The sequence below is a fragment of the Caldimonas tepidiphila genome, assembly GCF_003569765.1.
Classification (GTDB): domain Bacteria; phylum Pseudomonadota; class Gammaproteobacteria; order Burkholderiales; family Burkholderiaceae_C; genus Caldimonas; species Caldimonas tepidiphila.
Window position 1 is genome coordinate 1 of the sequence record NZ_KZ983957.1, and the last position, 20,419, is coordinate 20,419.

At 72.5% G+C, this 20,419-nt stretch carries 14 protein-coding genes; 7 read left to right on the forward strand and 7 right to left on the reverse strand.

Features of this window, described 5'->3' with window-relative positions; all coding sequences use genetic code 11:
- Positions 1 to 177 precede the first annotated feature (177 nt).
- Positions 178 to 1,110, forward strand: a complete 933-nt coding sequence (locus tag D3A59_RS00005; protein ID WP_119152881.1) for an esterase/lipase family protein — start codon at positions 178 to 180, stop codon at positions 1,108 to 1,110.
- An 18-nt stretch (positions 1,111 to 1,128) separates the two neighbouring features.
- Here D3A59_RS00005 and D3A59_RS00010 read toward each other — a convergent pair whose 3' ends face one another.
- The 6 genes from D3A59_RS00010 to D3A59_RS00035 all read right to left on the reverse strand — a co-directional run bounded on the left by D3A59_RS00010 (position 1,129) and on the right by D3A59_RS00035 (position 8,078).
- On the reverse strand, positions 1,129 to 1,686 hold the full coding sequence (locus D3A59_RS00010) for a MarR family winged helix-turn-helix transcriptional regulator (protein WP_240635863.1): 558 nt from the start codon (positions 1,684 to 1,686) through the stop codon (positions 1,129 to 1,131).
- 1 nt (position 1,687) lies between these two features.
- Positions 1,688 to 3,460, reverse strand: coding sequence for an acyl-CoA dehydrogenase family protein (locus D3A59_RS00015; RefSeq protein WP_119152882.1), 1,773 nt, complete (start codon positions 3,458 to 3,460; stop codon positions 1,688 to 1,690).
- A gap of 107 nt (positions 3,461 to 3,567) precedes the next feature.
- A complete protein-coding gene (locus D3A59_RS00020) occupies positions 3,568 to 4,557 on the reverse strand; it encodes a Bug family tripartite tricarboxylate transporter substrate binding protein (protein ID WP_119152883.1) in 990 nt (329 codons plus the stop codon).
- A gap of 34 nt (positions 4,558 to 4,591) precedes the next feature.
- Entirely contained in the window at positions 4,592 to 5,356 is a 765-nt protein-coding gene (locus tag D3A59_RS00025) for an SDR family NAD(P)-dependent oxidoreductase (RefSeq protein WP_119152884.1), read from the reverse strand.
- 26 nt (positions 5,357 to 5,382) lie between these two features.
- On the reverse strand, positions 5,383 to 7,239 hold the full coding sequence (locus D3A59_RS00030; protein WP_119152885.1) for a feruloyl-CoA synthase: 1,857 nt from the start codon (positions 7,237 to 7,239) through the stop codon (positions 5,383 to 5,385).
- Between the two features lie 29 nt (positions 7,240 to 7,268).
- A complete protein-coding gene (locus tag D3A59_RS00035) occupies positions 7,269 to 8,078 on the reverse strand; it encodes a crotonase/enoyl-CoA hydratase family protein (protein WP_119152886.1) in 810 nt (269 codons plus the stop codon).
- Positions 8,079 to 8,325: 247 nt separating this feature from the next.
- On the opposite strand from D3A59_RS00035, the gene D3A59_RS00040 reads away from it, so the two are divergent.
- Together D3A59_RS00040 and D3A59_RS00045 are read left to right on the forward strand one after the other, a co-directional pair.
- Positions 8,326 to 10,038 carry a tannase/feruloyl esterase family alpha/beta hydrolase gene (locus D3A59_RS00040; RefSeq protein ID WP_119152887.1) on the forward strand — a complete coding sequence of 571 codons (1,713 nt, stop codon included), beginning with the start codon at positions 8,326 to 8,328 and terminating at the stop codon, positions 10,036 to 10,038.
- A 94-nt stretch (positions 10,039 to 10,132) separates the two neighbouring features.
- Positions 10,133 to 10,996, forward strand: a complete 864-nt coding sequence (locus D3A59_RS00045; protein ID WP_119152888.1) for an amidohydrolase family protein — start codon at positions 10,133 to 10,135, stop codon at positions 10,994 to 10,996.
- Here D3A59_RS00045 and D3A59_RS00050 read toward each other — a convergent pair.
- Positions 10,983 to 12,248, reverse strand: coding sequence for a zinc-binding metallopeptidase family protein (locus D3A59_RS00050; protein ID WP_240635864.1), 1,266 nt, complete (start codon positions 12,246 to 12,248; stop codon positions 10,983 to 10,985). The genes D3A59_RS00045 and D3A59_RS00050 overlap by 14 nt on opposite strands.
- A gap of 222 nt (positions 12,249 to 12,470) precedes the next feature.
- Here D3A59_RS00050 and D3A59_RS00055 point away from each other — a divergent pair, with 222 nt between their 5' ends.
- The 4 genes from D3A59_RS00055 to D3A59_RS00070 all read left to right on the forward strand — a co-directional run bounded on the left by D3A59_RS00055 (position 12,471) and on the right by D3A59_RS00070 (position 20,346).
- Positions 12,471 to 13,439 (forward strand): alpha-E domain-containing protein, encoded by a 969-nt coding sequence (locus D3A59_RS00055; RefSeq protein WP_119152890.1) that lies wholly within the window; start codon positions 12,471 to 12,473, stop codon positions 13,437 to 13,439.
- Between the two features lie 77 nt (positions 13,440 to 13,516).
- Positions 13,517 to 16,933: a transglutaminase family protein gene (locus D3A59_RS00060; protein ID WP_119152891.1), complete on the forward strand. Its 3,417-nt coding sequence runs from the start codon at positions 13,517 to 13,519 to the stop codon at positions 16,931 to 16,933.
- A gap of 31 nt (positions 16,934 to 16,964) precedes the next feature.
- Positions 16,965 to 19,415 carry a circularly permuted type 2 ATP-grasp protein gene (locus D3A59_RS00065; RefSeq protein ID WP_119152892.1) on the forward strand — a complete coding sequence of 817 codons (2,451 nt, stop codon included), beginning with the start codon at positions 16,965 to 16,967 and terminating at the stop codon, positions 19,413 to 19,415.
- A gap of 16 nt (positions 19,416 to 19,431) precedes the next feature.
- On the forward strand, positions 19,432 to 20,346 hold the full coding sequence (locus D3A59_RS00070; protein WP_119152893.1) for a transglutaminase family protein: 915 nt from the start codon (positions 19,432 to 19,434) through the stop codon (positions 20,344 to 20,346).
- Positions 20,347 to 20,419 lie beyond the last annotated feature (73 nt).

The following is a 20,419-nucleotide window of genomic DNA, read 5'->3' on the forward strand; positions in this document are numbered from 1 at the left end:
GGCTATTACACCCAAACCCCCGGTCGCCATTTGGCGGTCGGGGGTTTTGCTTTTGGGGCCTCAGAATGCGGCCCTGCTGCAGGAGCAGCGATGATTCCGCGGGCGCACGCCTTGCCAGCGCTGCTGCCGATCACGCTCGAAGCTGCAGGCCTTCCGGAAGATCCGAACCGCTGAACGATGCGAACCGCACGACTCCTGCGACTGACCGTTCTCGCCTTGCTGCTGCTGTCCGCGGTCTGGGGCGTCGCGTTCTGGAGCTCGGGACGGCAGGCGCTCGCCGTGCTCGGGGCCTTCTCGATCCTGCTCGTCCACGTCCCGGCCCTGATGCTGGAGACTCTGCTGTTCTCCTGGATCAACCGCGGCCATCCCGAGGTCCCGCCTGCCAGCCTGTGGCAGCGACTGCAGGCCCTGGTGGCCGAGGCGCTGCTGATGCCGCTCGTCTTCTATGGTCGCCAAGCCTTCCGCCACGATGCCGTGCCGGACATGCTCCGGGGGCCGGCAGGGACGCAGCAGCGCGGCGTGGTGCTGGTGCACGGTTTTCATTGCAACCGCGCCTTCTGGAATCCCTGGATGCGCCGCTTGAAGGCTCGCGGCATTCCCTTCGTCGCGGTGGATCTGGACCCCCCGTTCGACTCGATCGACCGCTACGCCCTGCCGATCGAGGCGGCGGTGGCAACGCTGGAGCGCAGCACCGGCCTGGCTCCGGTGCTGGTCGCGCACAGCATGGGCGGACTGGCCGCAAGGGCCTGGCTGCGGGCCATGGACGGCGACGGTCGGGTGCAGCGCGTCATCACGATCGGCACGCCGCATCGCGGCACCTGGCTCACGCGCCTGTCGCTCACGCGGGGACCGCGGCAGATGGCGATCGACAGCGAATGGCTGCAGGCGCTGCGACGGGACGAGTCGCCCGCCCGCTACGCGGCCTTCACCTGCTTCTGGAGTCACTGCGACAACGTGGTGTTCCCGGCGTCCACCGCGATGCTGCCCGGCGCCGACAACCGCCACGTCGACGGTGCGGCGCACGTGCAGATGATCTGCCGCGAGGCGGTGTTCGACGAGATGCTGCGCTGGCTCGACGCGCCGGCGCGGCGCGAGGACCGTTGCGCGTGAGAGTCGCCCCGCGCGGGCTCAGACCCGCCGGTGCGCAGCGACCTTCTGCAGCAGCTCGAACAGGATCGCGCGTTCCGCGGGCGTGAGGTGGCGCAGGATCTCCTTCTCCATCGTCACCGAGATCTCCTCGGCGCGACGCATCAGTTCCTGCCCCTGCTCCGTCAGCGCGATGATCTGCATGCGCCGGTCGGCCTCGCTGCGGGTGCGGCTGATCAGCCGCCGTTCCTCGAGGCGGTCGAGCAGCAGCGTCATGTTGGGCGCCGAGACGCTCAGCGCCTGCGACAGCTGCTTCTGCGTGACGTTCTCGTTCGACATCACGAGCGTGAGCACGGTGTACTCGACCGGCCGCAGCCCGAGCGGGCCCATGTACTTGATGAAGGCCTTCTTGGCGGGAATGTCGGCCTGGGCGAGGTTGTAGCCGAGCAGCCGCAGCATGCGGCTGTGATCCAGGCCCCCGGGCGAGCGGTGGGCGTCGGCAGGCGATGAGGTGTCGGACATGGCGTGCGCAGTGTAGCGGTCCCCCTTGCCCGTTTCCGCGCCGTCGGTGTAGTCGCTCGAGAAGCTCTGCCAGCTCATCTCAATCCGCCCAGGGCAGCTCGGCACGGCTGGCGACGGATGCGAGCCTCAGGTGGTGCTCGATGCCGGGGAGCAGCCATTCCAGCCCGAAGCGGGCGACCTCGAGCCGCCTCGCGTGCCGGCGGTCCTCATGCCGCAGGGCCGCGCGCGCCGTCGCGGCCCAGGCCCAGCCCTCGAGCAGGCTGCCGAAGGCATGCAGGAAGTCGTCGGCCGCGCGCAGCGGGGCTTCCGCATCGGTCTCGCGCGCCGCAGCCAGCGCCGCTGCAAGCTCGCGCAGGCCGGACAGGCCCTGCCGCAGCGCTCCCGCGGCGGCGCGCAAGGGCGCGAGCGCCTCGCAGCGCCGCGCTTCGTCCCCGATCTCCTCGAGCCACAGCCCGAAGCGGCGGCCGCCGTCGTCGAGCACCTTGCGCTGCAGCAGGTCGATGGCCTGGATCTCGTTGGTGCCCTCGTAGATCATCGCGACGCGGCTGTCGCGCACGCTCTGCTCGATGCCGTAGTCGTGCACGTAGCCGTGGCCGCCCCAGACCTGCAACGCGGCGTCGGCGCCGTGATGGCCGTGATGCGTCAGGAAGGCCTTCAGCACCGGCGTGAGCACCGAGGCCAGCGCCTCGGCGCGCTCGCGCCGCGCCGGATCGGGATGATGGTGCGCTTCGTCGAGCAGCTGCGCGCCGCGGTAGGCCATCATGCGCTGCGCCTCGGTGCGGGCCTGGAGCGTGAGCAGCGTGCGGCGCACCGCGGGGTGGAAGGCGATCGGGTCGGCGGGGGCAGCGGGGGCGCCCTCGGGGCGGCGCGGTGCGCGCATCTGCACGCGTTCCGCGGCATAGCGGCGTGCGTTCTGCGTCGCCGCCTCGAGGTGGCCGAGCCCCTGCATCGCCACCTGCACGCGCGCAGCGTTCATCATCAGGAACATCGCGGCGAGCCCGCGGTGCGGCTCGCCGACCAGCCAGCCGCTCGCGCCCTCGAAGCTCATCGCGCAAGTGGCGCTGCCCTTGAGCCCCATCTTCTTCTCGATGCCGGTGCAGCGCACCGCGTTGCGCCGGCCGTCGGGCAGCAGCTTCGGCACCAGCGCGAGCGACAGGCCCCTGGAGCCGGCCGGCGCGCCGGGCAGGCGGCAGAGCACGAGGTGGACGATGTTGTCGCTCAGGTCGTGCTCGCCGCCGGAAATGAAGATCTTGCTGCCCGTCACGCGCAGCTCGCCCCCCGACGCGGCTGCCGCCGTGTCCAGCGGCTCGGCGCGGGTGCGCAGCAGGCCGAGGTCGCTGCCGGCATGGGATTCGGTCAGGCACATCGTCGCGAGCCATTCGCCGCTGACGATCTTCGGCAGGTAGCGCTGCTGCAGCTCGGGCGTGCCGTGCGCCTTCAGGCACTCGTAGGCGCCGTGGGCGAGGCCCGGATACATCATCCACGCATGGTTGGCCGACGCGAGCATCTCGGTGAGGGCCATGCTCAGCAATTGCGGCAGGCCCTGTCCGCCCCAGGCGGGGTCGCAGGCGAGCGCCGGCCAGCCGCCCGCGACGAAGGCACGGTAGGCGGCGGGGAAGCCCTGCGGCGTGCGCACCTCGCCTTCGCGCCAGCTGCAGCCCTCCAGGTCGGCGGCGCCGTTGAGCGGCGCGAGCACGCCGGACGCGAACTTCGCGGCTTCCTCGAGGATCTGCCGCGCCATCTCGGCATCGAGCTCCTCGAACTGCGGCATCTGCCGCCACTGCCCGGGCGCCTGCAGCACCTCCTCGATCACGAACCGCATCTCGGCGAGCGGCGCCTCGTAGCTCCACATGTCTCGTTCCTTCCTGGCAGTGCCGGTGGCGACGCAGCGGCCGGATGCGATCGCCGGGGGAGCAGCGCCGCAGGGCTTCGCGGCGTGCCTCCCGTTTAAGGCGCCGTTCAGGTCTCGGGCGTGAAGCCGATGCGCTGGACGATCGGGCCCCAGCCGGCGTTCTCCTGGCGGATCGCCTTCGCGAGGTCCGCCGGCCCGGTGTAGGCGGTCTCCAAGCCGAGTTGCGCGAAACCGTCGATCACGTCCTGTGAGGCCGTGGCAGCGCGCAGGGCCGCGGCCGCACGATTGACGACTTCCGCCGGGGTCTTGGACGGCAGGAAGAAGCCGTACCACTCCTGCATCGTCAGCCCCTTGAAGCCCAGCTCGGCATAGGTCGGCACCTCGGGCGCGAAGCGCGAGCGTTGCGGACCGGAGGTCGCCAGCACCCGCACCTTGCCGCTCTTCATGTGCGGCAGGTGGTCGCCGAGGGGGGAGCTCATCGCCGCGATCTGGCCGCCGAGCAGGTCCTGCACGCCGGGGGCCGAGCCACGGTAGGGGACGTGGTTCAAATCGACGCCGCTTTCCTTTGCCAGCAGCGCCGCGACGAAATGGGGGACCGAGCCCGCGCCGGGCGTCGCGTAGCTCGCCTGCCCCGGCCGGGTCTTGGCCCAGGCGAGGAAGTCCGCCAGCGTGCGCACGGACTCCGGCACCGCGGGGCCGACCGCGAAGGCGAAGTGGATCGTGCAGACGGCGGCCACCGGCGCCACGTCCTCGATGCCGTAGTTGATCTTGCGGTAGATGTGCGGGTAGAGCGTGATCATCGAGGCTGGCGTCAGCAGCATCGTGCTGCCGTCCGCCGCGCTGCGGGTCAGTTCCTCCACTGCCAGGCGGCCGCCGACGCCGGGCTTGTTCTCCACCAGCGCCGTCTTCGCGAAGCTGCCGCGTAGCTTGTCGGCGATGCGGCGCGAGACCGCGTCGGTGGTGCCCCCGGCCGGGAAGCCGCACAGCACGCGCGTCTGCTCGAGGAGAGGCTGCTGCTGTGCCGACGCGAAGGACGGCAGCCCGGAAAGCGCCATCGCGCCGCCGGCGGCCAGGAACTGTCTGCGATCGAGGGTCATGGTTTGTCTCCGAATATGGTTTCTTTGGGGGGCTTCAGCGCGGGGGCAGCCGCAGCGCGCCGTCGAGACGGATCACCTCGCCGTTGAGCGAGGCGTTCGTGACGACGTGCGCGGCGAGCTGCGCGAATTCCTCGGGCTTGCCGAGGCGTTTCGGGAAGGGGATCGACGCGGCGAGCGAGGCCTGCACCTCCTCGGGCAGCTTGTGGAGCAGCGGCGTGAGGAACAGGCCCGGCGCGATCGTCACGACGCGCACGCCGAACTGCGCGAGGTCGCGCGCCAGCGGCAGCGTCAGCGACACGAGCCCGCCCTTGGACGCCGCGTAGGCCTCCTGGCCGACTTGGCCGTCGAAGGCCGCCACCGAGGCGGTGCAGACGATCACGCCGCGCTCGCCGTCCTCGAGCGGCTCGAGCGCGACCATCTGCGCCGCGGCGAGCCGGATCATGTTGAAGGTGCCGACGAGGTTCACGTCGATGATGCGCCTGAAATCCTCGAGCGGCATCGGCGTGCCGTCCTTCGCGACCAAGCGCTTGGCGCCGCCGATGCCGGCGACGTTCATCAGGATGCGAGCCGGGCCGTGCGCCTCGCGGGCTGCGGCCAGCGCCTGCTGCACGCTGTCGCTCGACGTGATGTCGCAGGCGAGCGCGATGCCGCCGATCTCGCGGGCCAGCGCCTCGCCGGCTTCCATGTTCACGTCGAGCACCGCGACGCGCGCGCCCTGGCGGGCGAGCTCGCGGGCGGTCTCGGCGCCGAGGCCGGAGGCGCCGCCGGTGACGAGGGCGGCCTGTCCTTGCAGTTTCATCGTGTCCGTCTCCTGTGTGGGCGTGTTCAGCCCTTGCGCGGCAGGATCACCCAGGGATCCGAGCCCGCGCCCTCGTACAGCGCCTCGACCAGCGCGGCGCGGTGCGTCAGCACCGCGCGCTGGTTGATCGAGCCCTTGTCGGTGATCTCGCCGCGGTCGAGCGCCGGCGGCTCGGCCAGCACGTGCGCGCGCGCCACGCGGTTGGCGCTGCCGGTGCCCTCGGCCCACAGCCGATCCACCAGCCGCTGGAAGAACTCGCGCACTTGCGGGTGGTGCAGCACCTCGGGGACGGGCGTGGCCGCCGGCAGTCCGGCGAGCTTGCGGCACTCGTCGATGCGCGGGAAGAGCAGCAGGCCGATGTCGTCGCGGTTCAGGCCGGTGACGACCGCGTCCTGCACGCAGGGCGCGCCCGCGAGGATGACCTTCGCGCGCAGCGGTCCGACGCTGACGAAGGTGCCGGTCGAGAGCTTGAAGTCCTCGGCGATGCGGCCGTCGAACATCAGCCCGCGCTCGGGGTGCAGCGCATCGATCGCCTTCACCGCGTCGCCGGTGCGGTAGTAGCCGTCCTCGTCGAAGGCCTCGGCGGTCTGCTCGGGAGCCCGCCAGTAGCCGGGCATCACGTTCGGGCCGCGAAAGCGGATCTCGGTCTTGTCGTCGACCGGCACGAGTTTCACCTCGACGCCGGGGCAGGGCAGGCCGATGTGGCCGGACTGGATGCCGGGCTTGAGCGCGAAGGTGCACGAGGGCGCGGTCTCGGTCATCCCGAGGCCCGTCATCACCGGGATGCGCTCGCCGACGGTCTCCTCGCCGAGCCGGTCGAGCCGGTCCCACACTGCCTGCGACAGCCCGGCGCCCGAGTAGAAGAAGGCCTTCACGCGGCGGAACAGCGCCTCGCGCAGCTGCGCGTCCTCCTCCATCGCGGCGGCGATCTCCTCGAAGCCCTTCGGGACGTTGAAGTAGACGGTGGGCGAGATCTCGCGCAGGTTGCGCAGCGTCTCCTTGATGCCGGCGGCGGTGGGCTTGCCCTCGTCGATGTAGAGCGTGCCGCCGTTGTAGAGCACGATGCCGATGTTGTGGTTGCCGCCGAAGGTGTGGTTCCAGGGCAGCCAGTCCACCAGCACCGGCGGCTCCTCGGCGAGGAAGCGCAGGCTCTGGCGCAGCATCTGCTGGTTGGCGCACATCATGCGGTGGGTGTTCACGACTCCCTTCGGAGCCTTGGTCGAGCCGGACGTGAACAGGAACTTCACGATCGTGTCCGGGCCGGTCGCGGCATGCGCGGCGTCGACCCGGGGGCCGGGCTGCGTGGCGAGCAGCGCCTCGAAGGGCGTCACCGCGCGGCCCTCCAGCGTGCCGCGCGTCGCGACCACCTCGACGTCGGCGGGCACGGCTGCCGCGACGGCGCGCGCGAACGGCTCGGCCTGCGCGACGAACACCAGCCCCGGCGTCACGGTGCCGAGGATGTGCCTGAGCTTGGCGTGGTCCTGCGACACCAGCGAGTACGCCGGCGAGACCGGCACGTAGGGCACGCCCGCCCACATCGCGCCCATCGCGAGCGTGAAGTGCTCGAGATCGTTGTCCGACAGGATCGCCACCGGGCGGTCCACCGACAGCCCGCGCTCGACGAGCGCCTGGCCCACGGCACGCGCGCGCTCGAGCACCTGCGCGAAGCTCAGGCGCCGCCACTCGCCGCCGTCCTCGCGCTTGGCCACGAGCGTGCGCTCCGGCGCCTCGGCGGCCCAGCGTTCCAGGCAGTCCGACAGCCGGTCGGGGAAGGGCCCGAGCGGCTCGGTCGAGCGCAGCACGAGGGCCTCGCCCTCGGTCGTCGCGGTGGCCTCGATGCAGCCGCCGATCGAGACCTCGCGGTAGCGGGGTTGGTCGTTCATCATCCGTCTCCTCCTGTGCGCCTCGGCGTTCAGCCCTTGGCGACCTTGCCGGCGCGGCCCTCGAGGAAGGCGCGCATGCGGTCCTTCGCGGCCTCGTCGCCCTGCGCGATCGCCGCCATCAGCGACTCGACGAACAGGCCCTGGGACTGCGGCATTTCGGCGATGCGCGGCAGCGCCTGCATCACCGCGAAGTTCGACAGCGGCGCGTTGGCGGCCACCTTGCGCGCGAGCTCCATCGCCTTGTCGAGCCCGGCGCCGTCCGCGACGCGGTAGTGCGACAGGCCGATCTGCTGGCCCTCCTCCGCATCAAACACGCGGCCGGTGAGCATCATGTCGGTCATGCGTGACGCGCCGATCAGGCGCGGCACGCGCGCCGAGCCGCCGCCGCCGACGAAGAGGCCGCGCTGGCCCTCGGGCAGGCCGTAGAAGGTGCTCGCCTCGGCGACACGGATGTGCGCCGCGGACGCGAGCTCCAGCCCGCCGCCGACCACCGCGCCGTGCAGCACCGCGATCACCGGCACGCGGCCGAACTGCAGCGCGTCGAAGGCCGCGTGCCAGCTGCGCGAGTGCGCGATGCCCTCGGCGACGCTGCGCTCGCTCAGCTCCGACAGGTCGAGCCCGGCGCAGAAGTGCTCGCCCTCGCCGCTGATCACGACGACCCGCACCTCGGCCGGCAGGTTGATGAAGGCGGTGTGGATCGCCGCGACCAGCGGGTCGTTGAGCGCGTTGCGCTTGGCCGGCCGGTTCAGCCGCAGGTGCGCCACCGGGCCGTCGAAGGACAGCTTCAGCAGCTCGGACGGGGAGGGCGCCGCGGCGCCGGGGATCAGCTCGGGACTCATAAGCGATTCGGAATGGGGCCGGCGGGGCCGGCGAAAGGTGAATGCTTCAGAGTTTTAATTAAGTGCTCCGGCTTGTCGCTGCGGGTTTACCCGCGAACATCAAAGACGGTGCGGGTTCTTGTGCGTGTAAACCCTAGGCGTCTTGAGCAGAATCATTCAATAATCTAAGCATTTGCGGGGGCTGAAGGTCGGAGCTACCCTGCCGCCGGAAGCGGCGTGACGAGAAGACCGTTCAAGGAGACAAGCGATGTTCCAACTTTCACGCCTGAGCGCGGCCGGTCTGGCTGCGATGGCGCTTGCCGGCTGTGGGGGCGACAACGATCCGGCCCCCCCGGGGCCCGCGCGGCTGGCCTGCGCCGACATCAATACCGCCTCGCTGGGCCTCGCCGGGTTGCGGGTCACGCAGGTCGAGACGGTGGCTGCGGGCGCCGTCACGCCCACGGGGGCGGCGCAGGCACTGCCGACGCACTGCCGCCTCCAGGGCCAGCTCGACGAGCGCACCAGCACGGTGGACGGCAAGCCCTACGGGATCGGGTTCGAGCTGCGCATGCCGGCGCAGTGGAACGGCCGCTTCCTGTTCCAGGGCGGCGGCGGCACCGACGGCTCGGTGCAGCCGGCCGTCGGCACCCTGTCGGGCGGCGGCGCGACGACCAACGCGCTGACGATGGGCTTCGCGGTGGTCAGCACCGACGGCGGCCACACCTCCGAGAGCGCGCCCGTGGTGGGCGGAGCGCTGTTCGGGCTCGATCCGCAGGCCCGCGTGGACTACGGCTACAACGCGGTCGGCCGCGTCACGCCGGTGGCCAAGGAGTTGCTCAAGCGCCATTACGGGCAGGGGCCGGATCGCTCCTACTTCGCCGGCTGCTCCAACGGCGGCCGGCAGGCGATGGTGGCCGCCTCGCGCTTCGCCGACCAGTTCGACGGCATCGTCGCCGGCAACCCCGGCTTCAACCTGCCGAAGTCCGCGGTGCAGCATGCGTGGGACGTGCAGGCGCTGGCCTCGGTGGCGCCGCTCGTCGACGGCAAGCCGGTGATCGCGCAGGCCTTCACCAACGAGGAGATGGCCTACGTGAGCCGCAAGGTGCTCGACGCCTGCGACCGGCTCGACGGCGCAACGGACGGCATGGTCAACGCGGTGCGGGCCTGCCAGACCGCGTTCCAGCCCGCGAGCCTGCAGTGCGGCAGCACGCCCGAGGCCGGCTGCCTGACGGCCGCCAAGGTCGGCGCGCTGCAGAAGATCTTCGCCGGACCGACCGACAGCGGCGCCCGGCCGCTCTACGCCGACTGGTCCTGGGATGCCGGCGTGCACACCTTCGGCTGGCGCATCTGGAAGATGGGCACCTCGGCCACCGCGCAGCCCAACGCGATCATCGCCACGCTCGGCGGCGGCTCCCTGCCCTACGTCTTCATGACGCCGCCCGAGCGGCCCGAGGGTAGCGCCGTGTTCGACTACCTGCTGAACTTCGACTTCGACACGCAGGCGCCGGGGATCTTCGCCACGTCCGGCCTCTACGGCGAGTCGTCGATGTCGTTCATGACGCCGCCGCAGGCGACGCGGCTGCAGGCCTTCCGCGACCGCGGCGGCAAGCTGCTCGTCTACCACGGCAACTCGGACCCGGTGTTCTCGCTCAACGACACGGTCCGCTGGTACGAGGAGCTCAACAGCACGCACGGCGGCAACGCCGCGAGCTTCGCGCGGCTGTTCACGGTGCCGGGCATGAACCACTGCTCGGGCGGCCCGGCCACCGACCAGTTCGACGCGCTCAGCGCGATGGTGCAGTGGGTCGAGAAGGGCACCGCGCCCGACAGCCTGCTGGCCACCGCCCGCCCGGGCAACGCCGACGCCGCCGCCTTCGCCGGCCGCACCCGGCCGCTGTGCGCCTGGCCGCGCGTCGCGACCTACAAAGGCAGCGGCAGCATCGAGGATGCTGCGAGCTTCAGTTGCGAGCTGCCCTCATGATCGAGGACTGAGCACGCCCTCGCGGCGTGCGTCCCGCGCGGGGGCCGGGACGCACGCCTTTTCCCTTTCCGTCCCTTGCATCCATGGAGCCTTCGTGAACATCCAGGACCTGATCGCCATCGACATCCACACGCACGCCGAGGTGTCGTGCTGGAACCCCTTCGACAACTACGGCGAGGAGTACGACCGCGCCGCCGACAAGTACTTCCGCTCCAACCGCCGCCCGACCATCGAGGAGACGGTGAGCTATTTCCGCGAGCGCAAGATCGGCCTGGTGATGTTCACCGTCGACTCCGAGGCGCAGCTCGGGCGGCGCCGCATCCCGAACGAGGAGATCGCCGAGGCCGCGCGCAAGAACAGCGACATGATGATCGCCTTCGGCTCGATCGACCCCCACAAGGGGAAGATGGGCGCGCGCGAGGCGCGCCGGCTGATCGCCGAGGAGGGCGTCAAGGGCTTCAAGTTCCACCCGACGGTGCAGGGCTTCCACCCCTACGACCGCATGGCCTGGCCGCTGTACGAGGTGATCGCCGAGCACAAGCTGCCGGCGATCTTCCACAGCGGTCACTCGGGCATCGGCAGCGGCATGCGCTGCGGCGGCGGGCTGCGCATCGAGCTGTCCAACCCGATGCACCTCGAGAACGTCGCGATCGACTTCCCCGACATGGAGATCGTCATCGCGCACCCGAGCTGGCCCTGGCAGGACGAGGCGCTGTCGCTGGCGCTGCACAAGCCCAACATCTGGATCGACCTCTCGGGCTGGAGCCCGAAGTACTTCCCGCCCCAGCTCGTGCAGTACGCCAACACGCTGCTGAAGGACCGCATGCTCTTCGGCAGCGACTACCCGCTCATCACGCCCGAGCGCTGGATGAAGGACTTCGACGAGGCCGGCTTCCGGCCCGAGGTGAAGCCGCTGATCCTCAAGGAGAACGCGGTGCGCCTGCTCAAGCTGGGCTGAGCGGCGCCGGCCCGGTCTCGGGCGGCTGCGCGGGAGCGCCGCCGTCCTCCACCGCCGCCTCGTCCTGCGCGGCGTCGGTCTCGGGCAGCTCGCCGCCGTGCCCGATCGCGTCGGCGACGACGCGGTGCACGAAGTGCAGCTTGCGCACCGCGTCGACCGACAGCACGAAGGGGTAGAGGTCGGGCTGGCCCATGCTGCGCGCGAGCTCGTTGAGCACCGCGCTCAGCCCCACCCAGTCGTTGATGAAGGCGAGGAAGGCGGGCCCCTGCGGGTCGTCGGGCAGCGACAGCGCGGTCTCGACGAAGGGCTCGCACTGCAGCTCCACGTCGGCGCTGCTGACGCCGAAGCTCGCCGCGGTGCCGAGCGTGTCCACCATGTGCAGGTAGTGCGCCCAGCTCTCGGCCCAGTCCTCCCAGGGGTGCGAGCTCGCGTAGGCGCTCACGTGGCGCTGCGGCCAGTCGGGGCGGGGGCCGTTCGCGTAGTGGCGCTGGAGCGCCTCGCCGTAGTCCTCGCGCTCGTCGCCGAACAGCGCCCGGAAGGGCTCCAGCCAGTGGCTGCGGAACACCAGCCGGTCCCAGTAGTAGTGGCCGACCTCGTGGCGCAGGTGGCCGAGCAGCGTGCGGTAGGGCTCCTGCATCTGCGCGCGCGTGCCCTCGCGCTTGGCGTCGTCCGCCTCGTCGAGGTTGAGCGTGATGACGCCGTCGGCGTGCCCCGTCATCACGGCCGGTCCGCCCGGCACGCTCTGCATCACGTCGAAGGCGAGGCCGCGCTCGGGGTCCTCGTTGAGCCGGGAGCGCACCTGCAGCCCGAGCGCCATCAGCTCCGACACCAGCCGCCGCTTGGCGATCTCCACCTTCTGCCACAGCAGCTCGTTGCCCGGCACCGTCAGGTCGGGAATGGTGCGGTTCAGGTTGCACGAGGGGCACAGCGGCTGCGCGCTGCGCCCCTGCGCGTCGCAGCGGATCAGCCAGTTGCAGGCCGCGGGCGATGCGAAATTGCCGCAGCGCCGGTAGAGCACGCGCCTGCCCGGCTCGCCCACCGGCACCCAGGTGCCGTCGACACGGCCCGGCTCGAGCGGCAGCAGCCGCGCGGCCCGGGGGTCGTAGCCGAGCGGCGTCTCGCAGGCGAGGCAGACGCTGTTGCGGAAGAACACCGGCCGGCCGCAGCGGCAGCGGTAGGCGCGGCGCAGCAGCGCCGCGGGCATCGGCGCGGCGACGGGCTGGGGCTCGAGTGCGGACGGGCGAGGGTTCACGGCGGACTCCCGGACGGCAGGGCAGAGGAGCCGCGGCAGGAAACGTACCCGAGGCACCGGCCGCGGCCCGGAACTTGCGATCGCGGGCCCCGGAGGGCCGGGATGCCCTGCCTGTCGCGCAGCGCGGGCGGCCACCGCACCAGCCTGGTGCCGGCGCCCCTTCCCGGTGTTTCGTGGACGAGTCCGCCCGCCGGGGCGGCCCTGCTCAGGAGGAGAGAGCCCTTGCTGTCGCGCACCGCCGATCATCTCTACTGGATGGCCCGCTACATGGAGCGGGCCGAGAACATCGCCCGCATGCTCGACGTGCAGCACCAGGCGCGGCTGCTGCCGCAGTCGCCGCAGCAGGCGCGACGCGGTTGGGAGGCGCTGCTGGGCATCTGCGCGCTCGGCGCGGAGTACCGGCGCCATCATGCGCAGGTCGAGGGCGCCGCGGTGCTCGAGTTCATGGTGGTCGACGCGAACAACCCGTTCAACATCGCCTCCTGCCTGCGCGCGGCGCGCGAGAACGCGCGCGCGGTGCGCGGCGCGCTCACCACCGAGGTGTGGGAGACCGTCAACCAGAGCTGGCTGGAGTTCGGCCGCCTGAGCGCCGGCGGGCAATGGCGCAGCGACCCGACCGCGCTGTTCGAGTGGGTCAAGCTGCGCTCGCACCTGTCGCGCGGCGTCACCACCGGCACGATGCTGCAGGACGAGGCCTACCACTTCCTGCGCATCGGCACCTTCCTGGAGCGCGCCGACAACACCGCGCGGCTGCTCGACGTGAGCTTCCGCGAGGAGCCCGCCGGTACCGCCCCGCAGCTGCACGAGGCGCCGCGCGCGCCCGGGCGCCAGGACTTCTACCACTGGTCGGCGATCCTGCGCTCGATGTCCGGCTTCGAGGTCTACCGGCGCGTCTACCGCGACGTGATCGAGCCGGAGAAGGTGCTGGAGCTGCTGATGCTGCGCCGCGACATGCCGCGCTCGCTGTCCGCCTGCGTGGGCGAGCTGGTGCGCAACCTCGAGCGCGTCGCCAGCGAGCAGTCGGGCGAGACGCTGCGGCGGGCAGGCCGATTGCAGGCCGATCTCGCGTTCGGCCGCATCGACGAGATCCGCGCCACCGGGCTGCACGCCTACCTGAGCCACTTCCTGGAGCGCATCAACGACCTCGGCGTGCGCATCGGGCGGGATTTCCTCGTGCCGGTCACGCCCTGAGCGCCCGGCGGCGCAGCGCCGCCGCTCCCGTCCTGCCCCGCTCTTCACCCGTCCGGGCCCGCGCCCGGCCCCGCACCATGTCCATCCACGTCGCCCTCCACCACGTCAGCCACTACCGCTACGACCGCCCGGTGCAACTCGGCCCGCAGGTGGTGCGCCTGCGCCCGGCCCCGCATTCGCGCACCCGCATTCTGAGCTACTCGCTGCGCGTCGAGCCGGCCGGGCACTTCGTCAACTGGCAGCAGGACCCGCAGTCCAACTACCTCGCGCGCCTGGTCTTCCCGGACAAGACGCGCGAGTTCTGCATCGAGGTGGACCTGGTGGCCGAGATGTCGGTGCTCAACCCCTTCGACTTCTTCCTCGAGCCGCAGGCCGAGAAGATCCCCTTCGACTACGAGGCTGCGCTGCGGCACGAGCTCGCGCCCTACCTCGAGCGGCTGCCGGCGACGCCGCGCTTCCAGCAATACCTTGACGGCATCACCCGCGAGCCGACCCCGACGGTCGACTTCCTCGTCTCGCTGAACCAGCGCGTGCAGCGCGACGTGGGCTACCTGATCCGGCTCGAGCCGGGCGTGCAGACGCCCGAGGAGACGCTCGTGAAGGCCTGCGGCTCCTGCCGCGACTCGGCCTGGCTGCTGGTGCAGCTGCTGCGCCACCTGGGGCTCGCGGCGCGCTTCGTGTCGGGCTACCTGATCCAGCTCGTGCCCGACGTGAAGCCGCTCGAGGGCCCCGGCGGCGCCGCGCACGACTTCACCGACCTGCACGCCTGGTGCGAGGTCTTCCTGCCCGGGGCCGGCTGGATCGGGCTCGACCCGACCTCGGGGCTGCTCGCCGGCGAGGGCCACATCCCGCTCGCCTGCTCGCCCGAGCCCTCGTCGGCGGCCCCGGTCACGGGCCTGGTCGAGGAGAGCGAGGTCGAGTTCGAGCACCGCATGCGCGTCGAGCGGGTGTGGGAGGCGCCGCGCGTCACCCGGCCCTACGCCGAGGCGCAGTGGGCCGAGATCCTGCGGCTCGGCCACGCGGTGGACGAGCGGCTCGCCGCCGGCGATGTGCGCCTGACGCAGGGCGGCGAGCCGACCTTCGTGTCGGTGGACGACCGCGACGGCGCGGAGTGGAACACCGAGGCGCTGGGCCCGGGCAAGCGGCTGCTCGCCGCCGACCTGCTCGCGAAGCTGAAGGCGCGGTACGGGCAGGGCGCGCTGATGCACTGCGGCCAGGGCAAGTGGTACCCGGGCGAGCAGCTGCCGCGCTGGTCGCTGAACCTGTTCTGGCGCAAGGACGGCGAGCCGGTCTGGCACGACGAGACGCTCTACGCCGACGAGCGCCACGACGACGGAGTCACCGAGGCCGACGCGCAGCGCTTCCTCGCGCGGCTGGCCGAGCGGCTCGCGCTCGAGCCGCGCCATGTCTTCCCCGCCTACGAGGACGCCTGGTACTACCTGTGGCGCGAGCGCCGGCTGCCGGTGAACGTCGATCCCCTCGACGCGAGGCTCGAGGACCCGCTCGAGCGCGAGCGGCTGCGGCGCGTCTTCCGCCAGGGGCTGGAGCAGGTGGTCGGCCACGTGCTGCCGCTCGCGCGCGGCGAGCGCCCGGGCGAGCGCTGGCAGAGCGGCCCCTGGTTCCTGCGCGACGAGCGCTGCTACCTGGTGCCGGGCGACTCGCCGCTCGGCTGGCGGCTGCCGCTCGACTCGCAGCCCTGGGTGGCGCGCGGCGACTACCCCTGGCTGCACGCGGTCGACCCGAACCAGGTGCTGCCGCCGCTGCCGGCGGCGCAGGCGATCCGCCAGCTCGTGCAGCTGCCCGGCGGCGCCGTCGGCGGGCGCGCGGCCGACGCCGCGGCGCTCGCCGGGCGTGGAGCCCCGGCTGGAGGGGTCGCAGCAGGCGGCGCGGGCGCCCCCGCCGGCGCGGCCGCCACGGAGGAGGCCGCCGAGCGGCGCCCCGGCCCGCACGAGTCGGCGCCGTGGATCACGCGCACCGCGGTCTGCGCCGAGCCGCGCCAGGGCCGGCTGCACGTCTTCATGCCGCCGCTGGCGCGCCTGGAGGACTACCTCGAGCTCGTCGGCGCCGTCGAGGCCACCGCCGCGGAGCTGCGGCTGCGCCTCGTGCTCGAGGGCTACGAGCCGCCGCGCGACGCGCGCCTGACGGTGCTGCGCGTCACGCCCGACCCGGGCGTGATCGAGGTCAACATCCACCCCGCGTCGAGCTGGGAGGAGCTCGTCGAGCAGACCGAGTTCCTCTACGACGCCGCGTTCCGCTCGCGGCTCACGGCCGAGAAGTTCCTGATCGACGGCCGCCACGCCGGCACCGGCGGCGGCAACCACTTCGTGCTCGGCGGCGCGACACCGGCCGATTCGCCCTTCCTGCGCCGCCCCGACCTGCTCGCGAGCATGGTGGCCTACTGGAACAACCACCCCTCGCTGAGCTACCTGTTCTCCGGCCTCTTCATCGGCCCGACCAGCCAGGCGCCGCGCATCGACGAGGCGCGCAACGAGTCGGTCCACGAGATCGAGATCGCGCTGGCGGAGCTGGAGCGCCAGACGCGCCAGCACGGTGGGGCGTGCCCGCCGTGGCTGATCGACCGGCTGCTGCGCAACCTGCTGACCGACGCGACCGGCAACACGCACCGCGCCGAGTTCTGCATCGACAAGCTCTACTCGCCCGACGGCCCCGCCGGGCGGCTGGGGCTGCTGGAGATGCGCGCCTTCGAGATGCCTCCCCACGCCCGCATGAGCCTCGTGCAGCAGCTGCTGATGCGCGCGCTCGTCGCGCGCTTCTGGCAGCAGCCCTACCAGCCGCCGCGGCTGAAGCGCTGGGGCACCGAGCTGCACGACCGCTTCATGCTGCCGCACTTCGTCCGGGAGGACTTCCGCGACGTGATCGAGGAGCTGCAGGGGGCGGGCCTGCCGCTGCGGCTGCAGTGGTTCGAGCCGCACTTCGAGTTCCGCTTCCCGAAGCTCGGCGACTTCGCCGCGCGCGACGTGGCGGTCGAGCTGCGCCTCGCGCTCGAGCCCTGGCACGTCACGGGCGAGGAGGGGGCGATCGGCGGCACGGTGCGCTACGTGGATTCCTCGCTCGAGCGGCTGCAGCTGCGCGTGCAGGGGCTGGTCGATGAGCGCCACATGCTCGCCTGCAACGGCCGCCCGGTGCCGCTGCACCCCACCGGCCGCGTCGGCGAGTTCGTCGCCGGCGTGCGCTATCGCGCCTGGCAGCCGGCGTCGGCGCTGCACCCGACGATCGGCGTGCACGCGCCGCTCACCTTCGACCTGGTCGACGCCTGGATGGGCCGCTCGCTCGGCGGCTGCCAGTACCATGTGGCGCACCCGGGCGGGCGCAACTACGCGAGCCTGCCCGTCAACGCCTACGAGGCCGAGGCGCGGCGCCTCGCGCGCTTCTTCCGCATCGGCCACACGCCGGGCGCGATGGAGGTGCGGCCCGAGCCGCGCAACCCAAACTACCCGTTCACGCTCGACATGCGGCGCCCCTGCGGGGACTGAGCCGCCTCGCTCCAAGGCGTTCCAGACCGCGATGCCCGACTCCTTGCTGGCCGGCTACGGCCTCTCGCCCACGCGCTACGACGAGCTGTGCGCCGCGCCGGGCGAGCTGCGCCCGCACTGGCGCGGCTTCCTGCACGAGTTCGCCGCGCGCGGCGCCGCGCAGCTCGGCGAGCGCATGGCGCTGGTCGAGCGCGAGGTGCGCGAGAACGGCATCACCTACAACGTCTATGCCGACCCGCTCGGCGCCGACCGGCCCTGGGAGGTCGACCCGGTGCCGCTGCTGCTCGCCCCCGAGGACTGGGCGCGCCTGGAGGCCGGCGTGGCGCAGCGCGCGCGGCTGCTCGACGCGATCCTCGCCGACCTCTACGGCGAGCAGGCGCTGCTGCGCGAGGGGCTGATCCCGCCGGCGCTGGTGTTCGGCCATCCCGGCTACCTGGCGCCGGTGCGCGGCATCCGCCCGCCCGGCGGCATCCACCTCTTTCAATATGCGGCCGACCTCGCGCGCTCGCCCGACGGGCGCTGGTGGGTGTTCTCCGACCGCACGCAGGCGCCTTCGGGCGCGGGCTACGCGCTCGAGAACCGGCTGATCGTCTCGCGCATGTTCCCCGAGTCCTTCCGCGAGCTGGGCGTCGAGCACCTCGCGGCCTTCTTCGCCGGCTGGCGCGACGCGATCGCGGCGCTGGCGCCACGCGGCGACGGGCCGCAGCTCACCGCGCTGCTGACGCCCGGCCCCTGGAACGAGACCTACTTCGAGCATGCGCTGCTCGCGCGCTACCTCGGCTTCGTGCTCGTGGAGGGGAGCGATCTGACGGTGCGCCACGGCCGCGTCTGGCTCAAGACCGTCGAGGGCCTCAAGCGCGTGCACGCGATCGTGCGCCGCCAGGACGACGACTACTGCGACCCGCTCGAGCTGCGTGCCGACTCGGCGCTCGGCATCCCCGGGCTCACCGACTGCGCGCGCCGCGGCACGGTGCTGCTGGCCAACGCGCTTGGCTCGGGCGTGCTCGAGTCCGGCGCGCTGATGGGCTTCCTGCCGCGGCTGTGCGAGCGGCTGCTCGGCGAGGAGCTGCGGCTGCCGTCGGTGGCGAGCTGGTGGCTGGGCGAGGCCGCCGCGCTCGAGGACGCCTGGCCGCGGCTCGACGAGCTCATCGTCAAGGCCGTCGACCGCGGCGCGGGCAAGGACCAGGACATCCGCACCGGGGGCTCGACCGAGCAGCGCGAGGCGCTGCGCGCGCGCGTGCGGCAGCAGCCGCACCGCTTCGTCGCGCAGGAGTGGGTGCGGCTGTCGCAGGCGCCGGCGCTCGACCCCGCGCAGCCGGGCCGGCTTGCGCCGCGCGCGGTGGGGCTGCGGGTGTTCGCCGCCGCGTCGCCGCAGGGCTGGCGCGTGATGCCGGGCGGCCTCGTGCGCATGGGGCGCAGCGCCGAGGCGGACGTGATCGGAATGCAGCGCGGCGGCGCCTCCAAGGACGCCTGGGTGCTGCCGGCCGGGCCGCCGGCGCCGCAGCTCTCGCTGCTGCGCACCACCGTCACGCCCGCGGACCTCGCCGCGCCGCGCGCCCACCTGTCCTCGCGCGGCGCGGAGAACCTGTTCTGGTTCGGCCGCTACGCCGAGCGCGCCGAATGCACCGCGCGGCTGCTGCGTGTGGCGCTGGCGCGCAGCGTCAGCGAGACCGGCGCCGGCGACGGCGACGCCGACACGGGCGCCGCGCTCGCGCTGGCGCGCCGCTGGGGCATCGGGCTACCGGGGCGGGACGAGCTGCCGGCGGAGCTGGTGCGCGCGGCCACCACCGCGCCGCAGGGGCTCGGCGGCGTGCTGGCGCAGCTCGGCCGCGTCGCCTTCAGCCTGCGCGAGCGGCTCTCGCTCGACCACTGGCGCACGCTGAACCAGCTGCTGCACGACCCGGTGCTCGCGCGCGGCGCCTCGCTGCCGGCGGCGCTGGCCTGGCTCGACCGCGCGGTGACGGCGCTGGTGACGCAGTCGGGCTTCGCGCTCGACGGCATGACGCGCGGCACCGACTGGCGCTTCATGTCGATCGGCAGGCGCATCGAGCGCATCGCCTTCGTGTGCTCGGCGCTGCGCACCGCGATGGAGCAGGGCGGCGGGCTCGAGTGGCTGCTCGAGCTGTGCGACTCGTCGGTGACCTACCGCTCGCGCTACATGGTGGCGCCGGAATGGCTGCCGGTGCTCGACCTGCTGGTGCGCGACGCGGGCAACCCGCGCTCGGTCGGCTTCCACCTGCCGGGGCTGCTCGACGCGGTGCGCGAGCTCGAGGCGCAGCACGGCGGCTTCGGCGGCGCGCTGCTCGCCGCGTCGGCCGAGGCGCTCGCGCGGCTCGAGCCGCAGCGGCTGCGGCCGGACGACGCGTCGATGCGGGCGCTGCTCGACGCGGTGCAGGACGCCGTCTACCGCCTGTCCGACGCGCTGGGCCACAAGTTCTTCGTGCATGCGCCGGCCCGCTCGGTGATGCAGTTCCCGGTCTGAGAGGCGAGGGAGGCGCATGCCGGACTACTTGATCGAGCACGACACGCTCTACCGCTACGGCGCGCCGGTGTCCGAGTCCTGGCAGCTCGCGCGGCTCGTGCCGCGCGAGCTGCCGTGGCAGCGGCTGCTGTGGCACCGGCTCGACATCGACCCGGTGCCCGGCGAATGCGAGACGCGCGTCGACGCCTGGGGCAACACGGTCGCCGGCTTCGCGCTGCACGGCGCGCACGAGTCGCTGTCGGTGCGCATGCGCTGCGAGGTGGCGCTGGGCGAGCGGCCGCTCCCGCCGCCGGGCGCCTCGCTGCCGTGGGAGGCGGTGCGCGAGCACGCGGGCGGGCGTGGTCCCTTCGAGGACCTGTCGCCCGCGGCGCTGCGGCTGCCGACGCCGCGCCTGCCGTGGTCGGACGCCGCGCACGCCTACGCCGCGCAGAGCCTCGCGCCCGGGCGCGACTGGCTGGAGGCGGTGACCGAGCTGATGCGGCGCATCCACCGCGACTTCCGCTTCGAGGCCGGCGTGACCGACGTCGGCACGCCGGTGGACGAGGTGCTGGCGCGGCGCTGCGGCGTCTGCCAGGACTTCGCGCACCTGATGATCGCCGGGCTGCGCGCGCACGGGCTGCCGGCGCGCTACATGTCCGGCTACCTGCTGACGAACCCGCCGCCCGGCAAGCCGCGGCTGGCGGGGGCGGACGCCTCGCACGCCTGGGTCGCGGCGCATGCGCCGGGGCTCGGCTGGGTGGAGTTCGACCCGACCAACGACTGCCTCGCCGACGAACGCTTCGTCACGCTCGGCTGGGGCGGCGATTTCACGGACGTCGCGCCGCTGCGCGGCGTGATCCGCGGCGGCGGCGAGCAGCAGATGCAGGTGCGGGTGACGGTCTGGCCGGTCGGCAATCAACACGAAGAATTCGCCGCTGTCTACCATCGGTAACAGCAAAGACTGCGGAAAAACTCACAATGGGCATCCTTTTTGGCGGTGCCGCTGCAGCCGGGCATCGTCTCGG

What these genes read in the sequence shown, in the direction of transcription:
- D3A59_RS00005 (WP_119152881.1), top strand. Translation starts at nt 178, where the DNA reads ATGCGAACCGCACGACTCCTGCGACTGACCGTTCTCGCCTTGCTGCTG.
- D3A59_RS00010 (WP_240635863.1), bottom strand. Translation starts at nt 1,686, where the DNA reads ATGAGCTGGCAGAGCTTCTCGAGCGACTACACCGACGGCGCGGAAACG.
- D3A59_RS00015 (WP_119152882.1), bottom strand. Translation starts at nt 3,460, where the DNA reads ATGTGGAGCTACGAGGCGCCGCTCGCCGAGATGCGGTTCGTGATCGAG.
- D3A59_RS00020 (WP_119152883.1), bottom strand. Translation starts at nt 4,557, where the DNA reads ATGACCCTCGATCGCAGACAGTTCCTGGCCGCCGGCGGCGCGATGGCG.
- D3A59_RS00025 (WP_119152884.1), bottom strand. Translation starts at nt 5,356, where the DNA reads ATGAAACTGCAAGGACAGGCCGCCCTCGTCACCGGCGGCGCCTCCGGC.
- D3A59_RS00030 (WP_119152885.1), bottom strand. Translation starts at nt 7,239, where the DNA reads ATGAACGACCAACCCCGCTACCGCGAGGTCTCGATCGGCGGCTGCATC.
- D3A59_RS00035 (WP_119152886.1), bottom strand. Translation starts at nt 8,078, where the DNA reads ATGAGTCCCGAGCTGATCCCCGGCGCCGCGGCGCCCTCCCCGTCCGAG.
- D3A59_RS00040 (WP_119152887.1), top strand. Translation starts at nt 8,326, where the DNA reads ATGTTCCAACTTTCACGCCTGAGCGCGGCCGGTCTGGCTGCGATGGCG.
- D3A59_RS00060 (WP_119152891.1), top strand. Translation starts at nt 13,517, where the DNA reads ATGTCCATCCACGTCGCCCTCCACCACGTCAGCCACTACCGCTACGAC.
- D3A59_RS00065 (WP_119152892.1), top strand. Translation starts at nt 16,965, where the DNA reads ATGCCCGACTCCTTGCTGGCCGGCTACGGCCTCTCGCCCACGCGCTAC.
- D3A59_RS00070 (WP_119152893.1), top strand. Translation starts at nt 19,432, where the DNA reads ATGCCGGACTACTTGATCGAGCACGACACGCTCTACCGCTACGGCGCG.